Origin of the sequence: Arcobacter sp. CECT 8983 (genome assembly GCF_004118855.1) — a bacterium.
In the GTDB taxonomy this organism is placed as follows: Bacteria; Campylobacterota; Campylobacteria; order Campylobacterales; family Arcobacteraceae; genus Halarcobacter.
Genome location: NZ_PDKF01000014.1, coordinates 86,259 through 98,881, shown reverse-complemented (window position 1 = coordinate 98,881; position 12,623 = coordinate 86,259). Strand labels below are relative to the sequence as shown.

Below are 12,623 nucleotides of genomic sequence, written 5' to 3'. Positions count from 1 at the left end.
AGCCTCTCCTATGAGTTTATTAAAGAAAGAAGTTCTTAGTGAACTTCTCTCCATTTACTTGCTTTCCATAACCAAGCGAAAATTGCGAAAATAACTAAATAGATTAAGAATTTAGGTCCTAAAGCTTCTCTTTCAGCTTTTTTAGAATCACCAACTTCTTCCATATATGCAATAACTTGATCTTGAGATTCTTCAGTTAATCCAACTCTAGGCATAGCTGTACCTTCTAAGTGTTTTTGAGGATCATTGATAAATGTATGTAAGTAATGCTCACCTCTTGATCTAATGTATTGTGATAAATCTGGAGGTAATTTACCCATATATGCTTTGATATTTTCATCTGGAGTTTTAGCAGCCATAGAACCACCTTTCATATCTCCATATTTAATACCATGACATCTTTGACAAGCATCTACAAATACTTCTTTATTAGTCATTTCTTTTGGAGCAATAGATTTTAAATATGCTACCATATCTGCAATCTCTTGTGGTTGCATCCAACCATAAGCTGGCATTGGATGAACTCTTCCATCTTGGAATTTATGAGCAACTTTAGAAGCTTCTACGGGATTTTTAATAAATGCAGCTAAATAATCAGCATTATAGATTCTTCCAGCAGTAGATAAATCTGGTGGAACAACTCCATAAGCTGCTGCAGCGCTAGCATTATCCATTAATTGAGGAAAACCTTCTTTTTCAATAGAGTGACAAGCAGTACAGTTTGCTTGAACTAATCCTGCTCCATTTTGAGCATTTCCAATTAAAGCTTTAACATCTTTAACATTTTCTTGAACATCAGCAAATTCATAATCAGCTGGTTCTACATGTGGATGCATTTGAGAGTGAGCGAATGGCTCAACACCCCAGTAAGTAATAAGAGTAAATGCTACTACTACTGCTAAAATCTTTAATTCTCTCATTATGCACCTCTCTTTTTAGCATCTAATTTAGTAATAAATGGTAATGCTACAAATAATAAAATAAATAATGTAGCTGAAGCAAATCCAACCCAAGCATTTATACCTGTTGGAGGTAATTTACCATAAACAGTTAAAACAATTAAGTCAACCATTAATATCCAGAACCATACTCTAAATCCAGGTCTTTTATGAGCTGGTAAAATTGCAGGATCTCTATCTAACCATGGTAATACTAAGAAAATAACATTTGCAAAACCAAATGCTGCTAAACCAATATCAAATGCTTTAATAGGACCAACATCAAAGAAGAACCCTCTTAACACTTCATATGACCATAAGAAATACCACTCTGGGTAAATATGTGCAGGAGTTACCATGTTGTCTGCAGGATCAAAGTTAACTGGATCCATTGCAAAGTTATAATGGAAGAATACTAAGTAGAAATAGAAAATTAAGAAAATACCTAAAATAGCAAAGTCTTTAGAAATAAATACTGGCCAGAAAGGAATAACTTTAGATTCTTTTTTGTTACCAGATAAATATTTTTCTGCTTCTGCATCATAATCAATATCTGCACCTTCTTGGTTATTTACGTGAGGAATTCTTAATGTATAGAAGTGTAATCCAATAATACCCATAATAACAATTGGTAATAAGAAAACGTGTAACATGAAGAATCTAGTTAATGTAGCATCAGCAACGTTAAAGTCACCTCTAATCCATACAACTAATGCATCTCCAATAACTGGAACACCACCAAATAGGTTTGTAATAACCATTGCAGCCCAATAAGACATTTGTCCCCATGGTAACATATATCCAGAGAATCCAGCAGCTGAGAATGTCATAAATAATAACATACCAGAAATCCAAATCATTTCTCTACCTTGCTTATATGAACCATAATAGATTCCTGTAAACATGTGGATATAAATAATTAAAAATACAACAGAAGCTGCAACACCATGCATATGTCTAAATAACCAACCATATGCAACTTCTTGCATGATTGTATAGTTTACAGAATCAAATGCTAAGTTTACATCTGGTTTGTAATACATCATTAAGAATAAACCTGAGATTACTAGGATTTTAAACGTAACTGCTAAAAGTACACCCATTGCCCATAAGAAGTTGATATCTTTTGGAATCCAATACTCCGTCATTAATACTTTAGTTAATGCTGTAGTATTAAGTCTTTGGTCTAACCACTCACCTACAGAGTTAGCTTTTTCAAATTTTGCCATAAACTACTCCTTATGCCGTTGCCATCGCGCCAGCGATTTTTTTGTATTCAGGTCCTTCTTCACCAAGAACAAGCTGAGAACCTTTAACTGCGAATGGTGGTAAATCAAGAGGTCTTGGAGGAGGTCCAAAAATTTGTTTACCACTTGCATTAAACTCACCACCGTGACATGCACATTTCCACTGAGTTTTTTTCCATGCTGGAATACAACCTAAGTGAGTACAAAGACCGATTGCAATAGTATATCTATCTTCACCAACAATTAAATCTCTATCTGATGATTCCATCTCTGCAGTTTTTTTAAGAACAAAAATAGGTTTTCCTCTCCACATTACAGTAAGAGGCTCCCCAGCTTTTATTCCACTAAGTTCAACATTCGTGAACCCACTAGCTAATACACTTGGTAATGGATCCCACGCTTGTTTCATTCCAACAAGTGAGGCAGCTCCACCAACTGCCGCAACAGCTGCAAATGTATAACCTAGAAAATCCCGTCTATTTGTTTCGTTAGACATTTAGCTTCCTTATTTTAAAATTAAATCTTTACATTATATAGTTAATTTTCTTAAAAAATTATGATTAAGGTCAAAAAAAGGGGATTTATTGAGAAGTGTGTAGTTAAACTACACACTATTATTATAAGCTTAGCTTATTTATTATATATTAGTTTCTAATAAATTTCACTATTTCTTTTTCAATATCTTCTTTTTCAATAATAGTATTATGATTTACTTTTGATTCAAAAAGAGAAGAGATTGATTGAGGTAAATTAGCAGAATATTTTGATGATATTTTTTCTAATGCTTCTTTATCCGGATAAGTTTTATTATCTTCATTTAAAGCATTTAATACAGTAGGAGAGAATTTTGTCCACTCAGCAGTTGAATATATAACTGTTTTTAGTTTCTCTTCTCTTAAGTCTTCATATGCCTTTATACAAGTTGCAGTATGTGGATCCATTAAATATCCATCATCTAAATATGACTTAATAATTTTTGAACCATAGGCGTCATTAGAATTTACAGCTGAGAACTCTTCTTGTAGAAGTTTTGTTTCATCTTCTGTTAATGTGAATATGTTATTGTCATTTAAATTATCAAATAACTCTTTTGTTCTTTGTGCTCCAAATAAACAGAACATAACTCTTTCAATATTTGAAGATTTTAAGATATCCATTGCTGGAGATTTTGTAAGAATAAGTTCTTTATCTCTAATATCATAAACACCAGTATTAATCCACTCAGTTAAGATATTATTTTCATTTGACGCAACAAGTAGTTTTTGAATTGGAACACCCATATGTTTTGCATAGAATCCACCAAGTACATTTCCAAAATTACCAGATGGAACAACTAAATAGATTTTCTCTCCAAATTTAATTTCATCTTGTTTAAGAAGTTGTATATATGACCAGAAGTGGTAGATAATTTGGAATATAATTCTTCCAAAATTTACTGAATTTGCAGCACTTAATTTGATACCATCATTTTTTAATTCTTCAATAAATGACTGCGAACTAAGAAGATTTTTAAGTGCATTTTGTGCATCATCAAAATTTCCTTTAATACCAATAACTTTTTGATTTTCTCCATCTTCACATACCATTTGAAGTCTTTGAACATCTGATGTCCCTCCGTCTGGGTACATACAAGCAATTTGAATATTCTCTTTATTTTTAAATGTATTTAATGCAGCAGGTCCAGTATCTCCTGAAGTTGCAGCTAAGATTAAATATTTCTCATCTCTTTTTTTAGCAATTGAAGAAAGAATTGAACCAAAAGGTTGTAAAGCCATATCTTTGAAAGCTCTAGTTGGTCCATGATATTGTTCATGTACAAATAAATCATCTTTTACTTTTACTACTGGACAAGGGTTTGATGCATCATCAAAATTATCATAAAGATCAAGTGCTTTTTTTATTTCCTCTTCTTCAATATCAATTTCAAAAGCTTTTAAAATATCATATGCAAGCTCTTTATATGAAGAATTAATATGGTTTTGTAAAAAGTTTTCTTCTAATTGTGGTAATTCTTTAGGTACATATAATCCACCAAAAGATGCACTTGGACTTAAAATTGCATCTGAGAAGCTAACTTCTTGTGGTTTGATACCATCATTTCCTCTTGTTTCTATAAAATTCATTATATTTCCTTACTCTTCGTCGTTTAATAATTTTTCCATATCTATGCCATTATTGGGATTGTCTTTCCTAAGAAATTGTGTACCAATTCCATCACTAGTAAATAGTTCAAGTAAAAGTGAATGCTCAACTCTTCCATCAATAATGTGTGCTTTGTTAACACCGTTATAAATTGCATCTATGCATGAATCAACTTTAGGTATCATTCCACCTGCAATTGTTCCATTTTCTTTATATTCATTAACATCCTCTTTGTCAAGTGAGTTTAAAAGTTCACCATTTTTATCTAAAACGCCAACTGTGTCAGTTAAAAACAGAACTTTTTGTGCTCCAATTGCTTGAGCTACTTTGCTTGCAGCAACATCTGCATTGATATTGTATCCAGGATGATTTGGTTTTGCACTATCTGCAATAGGAGCAATAACAGGAATGAAACCTTCTTTAATAAGATTATTAATTAGTGTTCCATTTACTTCAGTAATAACACCTGTGTATCCAAATTTTCCATTCTCTTTTGGAGTAGCTTTTATAATAGCCGAATCTTTACCTGAAATACCAATTGCTTTTGCTCCGTGATGATTTAACAAAGAAGTGATATTTTTATTGATCTCACCACTAAGCACCATTTCAACTACTCTCATTGTCTCTTCTGAGGTAACTCTATGTCCATCAATAAACTCTGAGTGTATTTCTAATTTATCAAGAAGTTCAGAAATTCTAGCTCCACCACCATGTACAATAACTGGTTTAATACCAACAAGAGATAAAAGAACAATATCTTCTGCAAACTTTTCTTTTAATTCAGGACTTGTTTGTGCTGAACCACCATATTTAATAACAATAGTTTTTCCATAGAATTTTTTAATGTGAGGTATTGCGTCAAGAAGGGTTTGTACCTTATGTTGTTTTTTTTGCATAGAAGTTCCCTAAGATTATTATTTTTAAGGCAAATATTTTACCTAAAATAATCTTAAGGTTATAATTTAAACTAAAGACATATCAAATCTAATTACTTTATTTCTTCCACTATTTTTAGCTTTATATAATGCAAGGTCAGCATATTTAATTGCTTCTCCTAAATCTTCTGTATCTTCAGGGAACATAGAAACACCAATACTCATTGTCTTTTGTAAAATTGTACTTCCACCAGTTGGAATCTCTTTTTTAGAGAAATTTTCTCTTATTTTTTCTGCAACATCCATTGCACCTTTTTCATCACAATTATATAACAGGACAATAAACTCTTCCCCACCATATCTTACGGCAGTATCTGATTCTCTAATATTTTCATTTAAAGTTTCAGCAACAATCTTTATTGCATTGTCTCCTATATCATGACCATAAGTATCATTTACCATTTTAAAGAAGTCTATATCTAAAAGAAGAACTGCATAAGCTATACCAGAACGTTTTGTTTGCGAAGTAATATTTGGAATAGCATCTTCTAAGTATTTTCTATTTTTAAGATTTGTTAGTGCATCTGTTTGTGCATTATGTTCTAAAATATTCATAAGCTTTTTACTAACAATAACAGTTTTAGCTGCATCAACATAATCTTGAATATAAGGAATCATTTCTCTTACTTCTATTGTTTGATTAACAGTATCAGTATAAATAGAGATGATTAAGTCTAATTCATTTGAAATAGCATAAGGAACACAGAAGTAATTTGTTTTTTCACATGAAGTGCAAGCAGGACAAATATTTTTAAATTGAGTAGAATCAATAGTAGTATTTGTTCTATCTGCTCTACAACCTTGTTCAATAATATTACAAATAACTTTTGCTTCACTATGTACTAGATTGATTTCATTTGTTAGTGTACTTACTTCAAAAAAGTTAAACTTTGTAATACCTATTTTTATTTTTAAAACTTCCGCAAGCCTATTATATACGTCATTTATAGTCTCATCATATTCAATAGTTTTTCTAAACTTATATACATCTGATAATCTATCAACTGTATTTTTTACATTGATTAAATGATCTTTATCAGTTACTTTGTGATGTTCTGATAAGAATATTGATATTTTTGAATCTATTGCTTCAAGTGTAATTTCAAGTTTTTCAAGTAATCCATTAATCCATAAAGCAACATCTTTTGCTTCTTTACCTTTAGGGTTTTGTATTCTATATGAATAGTCACCTTGCTGTGCTTTATTCATAACTCTTTTAATTGAATCAAAAAGTGATAGGAAAGGAGAAATAATAAAGTTAAGTAAGAAAATAATTACTATCATTAAAACTAATGCTATTAAAAGTGTATCTGTAATAGCTCTTATACCAATTTGTTTAGAATCATCAATTGACATTTCAATTGAAATAGCACCTAATGTATCACCTTCTTGTGCGTTAGAGTGGCATGTCATACAATTAATTTTGCCTTTGCTTGTAGCATTATATGGAATAGTTATTCTATATGTACTTTGAGAAAAAATTTTGTCATTTACAACTTTTTTTGTTTCTCCTGTTTTTAATACTTCTTTATCAACTTCATCTCTTGCGATTTCATTGTTAAAGCCTTTTCCATACATATCAATTACTTTTTGACCTCTACTTAACCATATTTTATCAATATTTGGAATATCTTCTAGTTGGCTTAAAAAAAGTTCTCTATCATCAATAACTCCGCTTACCATTTGTGATGTCAAGGAGTGTTCTACTGTCTTTGCAACAGCTTTTGCTTTGTCATCAATTGATTTAATACCATAGTTTCTAAAGTTATATACCATATCAATAGTAATTAGAAAAAAAGTAAAGGAAATAATTGAGATAACAAGTATAATAATCTTATTTTTTGTTTGCATTGATTAATTTCTTTCCTGATAATAATCTTAAAATATATTATAACAGTAAAAATCTAAAAAAACTTATAGTTATATAGATATAAATGATTATTTTTGTATTATTCTTTTATGAAAAAATATTTAGCATTAAAAGCAAGTGCAGGAAGTGGTAAAACTTTTGCACTAACAGTAAGATACATAACATTATTATTAAAAGGTGCAAGCCCTAAAGAGATACTTACTCTTACATTTACAAATAAAGCTGCAAATGAAATGAGTGAAAGAATATACAAAACACTTTTAACTTTAGGGGAAGATGAAGGGTATTTAGGTGCAATACAAATTCAATCTGGATTTTCAAAAGAAGAGATATTAAGCAGAAAAGAGCAACTTGTAGATATCTTTTCAAATGCTTCTTTATCTATTTTTACTATTGATAAATTTGTAAATAAGATTTTAAGAGAGTTTAGTGGTTATGCTGGAATTAATGATGACTTTGAAATTAAAGAAGATGATGTAGAAAAACTAAGTAGCAAGTTTCTTCAATCTTTAGATATAGACAGTTTTGATAAATTAATAGATTTCTCACTTTTTGAAAATAAAAAATATAATTCTATTTTTGAAATATTTAAAAATATTTTTGAAAAAGGCGAAACAGTTGATGTTGTAAATATTGACCTTTCACTTATAGAGATACAAAAAAAAGAGGCTTTAACTGAAGGTTTAAAAATAAAAGAGTTTATTTTAAATTGTCCAAATGCTTCAAAAAGTGCAATAAAAGCAGTTGAGTATGAAAACTTTGAAGAACTTATTTCTAAAAAATGGCTAGAAAAGAATAGTGCAGGGGAATACTCATATTTTAAGAAATGTGCAAATGAAACTTTAGAACAATATTTTGCAAATACAAAAGAGCAAGTAGGAAATTATTATAAGTTAAGGTCTGCTTTTTCTTTAAGTAGGTTATTTGAATTATATAATCTTTTTAAAAGTTATAAAAGGAAATATAATAGTTCAAAAAACTATTTACACTTTGATGATATTTCAAATATCTGTTATGAATTGCTAAGTACAAAGGTTGATAAAGAGTTTTTATATTTTAGATTAGACTCAAACTTCTCTCATATATTAATTGATGAGTTTCAAGATACTTCACTTTTACAATATAAAATCTTACAGCCCTTGATTGAAGAGATACTTGCAAGTTCTGAGTTTAAAACCTTTTTCTATGTTGGAGATACAAAACAATCTATTTATAGGTTCAGAGGTGGAAAACGAGAACTATTTGATTATGTATTAAAAACAAATCCTATGGTAAATGTTGAGGTATTAAATACAAATTATAGGTCATGTGAAGAAGTAGTTAATTATGTAAATCAATCTTTCAATAAGTTAGTTTCATATGAGTATCATGATCAAGTACCAATTCATAATGGTGGATATGTAGAAGTAATTGAAGATGAAGTTTTATTGGAAGATGAAAAATATGAAAACATAGCTAAAAAAATATCTGAACTAATGCAAAAGGGTATAAATAGTAATGATATTGCAATATTAACATACACAAATGATGATGTATTAAACCTATATTCATATTTAAAAAAGATGTTCCCAAGTCTAAAAATTAGTACAGAAATGACTTCTAAACTTATAAATCAGGAAAATGTTAAAGCTGTTATAAATGCAATAAAATATCTATATTTTAATGAGAAGATTTATAAAGAAAATTTAAATGCAATTATTGGAAAAGCACCAGAAACTCCTTTTACTTTAGATATTGATTTGAAATACAAAAGTGTGCAAGAGTCAGTATTAAAAATAGCACAGGCTTTAAATGTAACAGATGACAATGTAATAAAGTTTGTAGAGCTTTGTTCTTCATATAAAAATGTAGTTGATTTTGTATATGAAATTGATGAGTTAGATGCTTCTATAGAAAACTCTGAACAAATAGGTTTACAAATTCTTACAATCTTTAAATCAAAAGGTTTGGAGTTCCACACTGTTTTACTTTTAGATAGAATAAAACAGAAAGTAGCTAATAGAGACTCTTTATTATTTGAGTATGAGGATGTAAATTTAAAAAATATTTATTATAAAATTGGTGGTTTGGATAATTATAGTATTGAGTATAAAGAGGCTTTAAAAAAAGAGAAATCCCTAGAGTTTGAAGATGAATTAAATATTTTATATGTTGCTATGACAAGAGCAAAAAAGAATATGATAATATTTAAAAAGCCTGAAAAGTCAGTTTTTGATTTATTGGATTTGAAACCAAATATTTTAGGAGAAATAGTTATAAGTGATAATAAAACTAAAAACTATGAAAAAACCTCTAAGATATCTTATCAAGGACTTAATTTAGGAAAACAAGATAAGCCAATTGCTGTAGAAAATGATGATGAAGAATACACTTTACATGCAAAATATTTTGGTATAGCAACTCACTATTGCTTAGAAATGATGAATAGTTTTGATGAAAGTTCATTAAATTTAAGTATTAATCTTGTAAAAAATAGATATTCAAACTATTTAGATGATAATGATATACAAAATATTAAAAATAGAGTTTCAAATCTTTTATTAAATAATGAATTTATGGAGTTAATAAAAGAGGGTAACTTTAGTAAAGAGCAATCTTTGATTTATAAAAATGAGTTAAGGATTATAGATTTACTTGTAGAAAAAGATAATAAGTATTTTATCTTTGATTATAAAACTACAAGGTCTCAATTACAAGAACATATTCATCAAATAAATTATTATAAAGAAGCTATTAAAGAGATAGTATCTTCCAATGAAGTTTACACTTATATTGTATATTTAAATGAAGATATGGCTAATCTTAAAAAGGTTTAAATAAAATACCTTATTGAAGCAAAACCATAGGCTTCTGTTTTAGCAATAAGTTTTAAATTTTCTTCATTAATAATTCCACCAAGGGCAATTACGTCTAAGTCTTCATAAGATCTAATAATTTCTCTTAATTTCGATATTCCTTTAGGTTCACCTTTATTAGGAGTATTAAATATAGGAGAATAAGTAATTGCATTAACATGTTTTTTCTGCGCATTCTCTATATCAGTAAAGTTATGACAAGAAATAATGGTATAAAGATCTAAGTTCTTTGCCTTTTGTATATCATCAAACTGTTTTGAAGTAAGATGTACTCCATTTGCTCCAAGTTCAAAGGCTAGGTTGTAATGTTCGCTAAGTAAAATACTTTCTATTTTAAACTCTTTGCAAGTATTTACAAATATTTTTGCTAATTCTTTGTAGTTTTCTGAAGTTTTATCTCTAAAACAAGCCATATTAACTTTTTTTGTTTTTAAAACTTTTTTTAGATTTTTTTCAAATAAAATTAAATCATTTGAATAGTATTTTGGATCAGTTATTAAGTAACTAATCAAGTCATCTTTCATTTTATTTATTCCTTTATTGTAACGAAAAAAGGGGAAAGAGTAAAAGCTCTTTCCCCTTCTTAAGTTTTACGAAAATTAATTAGTTCTTTCGTCTTACAAAAAGTAAGATTTACTCAACTTACTAATGATCTTCGTGCTCCATCATAATTGAACCTGCAATATATACATAAGTTAAAATCATGAAAATGAATGCTTGTAAGAAACCAAATGCAGTTAACATAAAGAAACCAGCTAATGGAACTAACCAAGGTACTAACATTAAAAGTACCATTAAGAACATATCATCACCTCTAATAGAACCGAAAAGTCTGAATGATAAAGAAACGATTCTTGATAAGTGAGAAATAATTTCAATAGGGAACATTAATGGAGCTAATATTGGCATTGGACCCATAAAATGTTTGAAATAGTTTACAAAACCATTTTTCTTGATACCTAAGTAATTGTAGTAAACAAATACAATTAGTGCTAATGATAAAGTGAAGTTAATATTAGCTGTTGGTGATTCAAAACCTGGAATAACACCTGTCATATTACTGATGAAAATTACTAAACCTAAAGCACCAATTAATGGTAAATATCTTCTAGCATTTTCTTCTCCCATTGTATCTGCACCCATTGATACAACACCTTGAATGTATGCTTCTAAAACATTTTGTGTACCAGTTGGAACAAGTTGCATTTTTCTAGTTGCAGCTCTAGATAGTAAAAAAATTACTCCAACTACTAGTACAAAGTGTGATAAAATGATCCACTCTTGCCCGTGACCACCGATCGCACCCAAGAATGTAAACAATCTTCCTTCCATTTTCTTCCTTTTTTTTCGTTTGTGACTAAAATATATCGCACATTATATATTTTGTTTACTAAAAATTTTATAAATGTCAATTACAAAACTAAATTTGTTTAAATCTATAACCGTTCTGTTTCAATTTTTCACTTATTGTTTTTTGGTGTTCTTCACCTTTTGTTTCAACAGATATTGTGATTTGTGCTTCTCCAAACTCTAACTTAACAGAGTCTCTATCATAATCAATTTGTACAATATTTGCACCACAATCTTTAAAAATATCACTTAAATGAGTTAATGAACCTGGTTTATCTCTAAGTTTTATAATTAAATTCATTTTTCTATATGATTTAACTAAACCTTTTTCAATAATTTGAGAAAGCATAGTTACATCAATATTTCCACCACTAATAAGTGCACAAACTTTAGAATCTTCTATATTATCAATTTTGTCGTGCATAATAGCAGCAGTAGCAACAGCTCCCGCTCCTTCAACTACAAGTTTATGTTTTTCAAGTAAAAATAAAATCGCATTTGCAATTTCATTATCAGTAACTTCTACAATGTGATCTACATAATCAATAATAATATCTAATAGTTTTGGTGTTACATCACGTACAGCTATTCCATCTGCAATAGTTCTAACACTAGCACTATCAATTGGAGTTTGAGATTTATAAGATTCTTTCATACCTCTTGCACCACTTGCAACAACACCAATAATTTTTATATCTGGATTAATAGCTTTTGCAGCAATTGCAATACCTGAAATAAGTCCACCACCACCAATTGGCACAATAATTTGTTTTAAATCAGGAATTTGTTCTAATATTTCTAAAGAAATAGTTCCTTGTCCAGCAATAACATCATCATCTGCAAAGGGATGAATAAATTCAACACTATTTTCTTCTTTATACTTCATTGCAGCTGCATATGCTTCATCAAAGTTTTCCCCAATAAGAACTACATTCGCTCCATGGGATTTAACACCACTTACTTTTGTTAAAGGAGTTGCTTCTGGCATAAAAATAGTTGCATTACAACCAAATTGTTTTGCTGCATAAGCTAAACCTTGTGCATGATTTCCAGCACTTGCTGCAACTACACCTTTGTCTTTTTTATCTTGAGGTAAATTAGCAATTCTATTGTATGCACCTCTTACTTTAAAGCTTCCTGTTAATTGAAGATTCTCTTTTTTAAAGTAGATTTCACTTCTAAAAGTTTCACTTAAAATAGGAGCTAAAGTTAATGGAGTATTTTGTGCTACATCTTTTAAATTTTCTTGTGCTTCTTTTATATTATCTAACGTAATCATATTTTTT

At 29.1% G+C, this 12,623-nt stretch carries 10 protein-coding genes; 1 reads left to right on the top strand and 9 read right to left on the bottom strand.

Annotation, left to right across the window (positions count from 1 at the left end):
• Positions 1 to 35 precede the first annotated feature (35 nt).
• The 6 genes from CRV01_RS12600 to CRV01_RS12575 form a co-directional block, all read right to left on the bottom strand.
• The gene (locus tag CRV01_RS12600) at positions 36 to 920 is read right to left on the bottom strand and encodes a c-type cytochrome (RefSeq protein ID WP_129008611.1); all 885 of its coding nucleotides are present in this window, start codon (positions 918 to 920) and stop codon (positions 36 to 38) included.
• Positions 920 to 2,167 carry a cytochrome bc complex cytochrome b subunit gene (locus CRV01_RS12595; RefSeq protein WP_129008609.1) on the bottom strand — a complete coding sequence of 416 codons (1,248 nt, stop codon included), beginning with the start codon at positions 2,165 to 2,167 and terminating at the stop codon, positions 920 to 922. Before CRV01_RS12595 ends, CRV01_RS12600 begins: the two co-directional genes overlap by 1 nt.
• Positions 2,168 to 2,177: 10 nt before the next feature.
• Complete coding sequence (locus CRV01_RS12590; protein WP_129008607.1) at positions 2,178 to 2,681, bottom strand: Rieske 2Fe-2S domain-containing protein; 504 nt, start codon at positions 2,679 to 2,681, stop codon at positions 2,178 to 2,180.
• Positions 2,682 to 2,829: 148 nt separating this feature from the next.
• On the bottom strand, positions 2,830 to 4,308 hold the full coding sequence (gene thrC / locus CRV01_RS12585; RefSeq protein WP_129008605.1) for a threonine synthase: 1,479 nt from the start codon (positions 4,306 to 4,308) through the stop codon (positions 2,830 to 2,832).
• 9 nt (positions 4,309 to 4,317) lie between these two features.
• The gene (gene argB, locus CRV01_RS12580; RefSeq protein WP_129008603.1) at positions 4,318 to 5,223 is read right to left on the bottom strand and encodes an acetylglutamate kinase; all 906 of its coding nucleotides are present in this window, start codon (positions 5,221 to 5,223) and stop codon (positions 4,318 to 4,320) included.
• Positions 5,224 to 5,289: 66 nt separating this feature from the next.
• Complete coding sequence (locus CRV01_RS12575) at positions 5,290 to 7,113, bottom strand: GGDEF domain-containing protein (RefSeq protein ID WP_129008601.1); 1,824 nt, start codon at positions 7,111 to 7,113, stop codon at positions 5,290 to 5,292.
• 108 nt (positions 7,114 to 7,221) lie between these two features.
• Here CRV01_RS12575 and CRV01_RS12570 point away from each other — a divergent pair, with 108 nt between their 5' ends.
• Positions 7,222 to 9,948: a RecB-like helicase gene (locus tag CRV01_RS12570; RefSeq protein ID WP_129008599.1), complete on the top strand. Its 2,727-nt coding sequence runs from the start codon at positions 7,222 to 7,224 to the stop codon at positions 9,946 to 9,948.
• Here CRV01_RS12570 and CRV01_RS12565 read toward each other — a convergent pair.
• The 3 genes from CRV01_RS12565 to ilvA form a co-directional block, all read right to left on the bottom strand.
• The gene (locus CRV01_RS12565; protein ID WP_258238412.1) at positions 9,945 to 10,511 is read right to left on the bottom strand and encodes a thiamine phosphate synthase; all 567 of its coding nucleotides are present in this window, start codon (positions 10,509 to 10,511) and stop codon (positions 9,945 to 9,947) included. The two genes, CRV01_RS12570 and CRV01_RS12565, sit on opposite strands and share 4 nt — an antisense overlap.
• Positions 10,512 to 10,632: 121 nt before the next feature.
• Entirely contained in the window at positions 10,633 to 11,319 is a 687-nt protein-coding gene (locus CRV01_RS12560) for a F0F1 ATP synthase subunit A (RefSeq protein ID WP_129008597.1), read from the bottom strand.
• Between the two features lie 88 nt (positions 11,320 to 11,407).
• Positions 11,408 to 12,616, bottom strand: a complete 1,209-nt coding sequence (gene ilvA / locus CRV01_RS12555; protein WP_129008732.1) for a threonine ammonia-lyase — start codon at positions 12,614 to 12,616, stop codon at positions 11,408 to 11,410.
• Between the last annotated feature and the right edge of the window lie 7 nt (positions 12,617 to 12,623).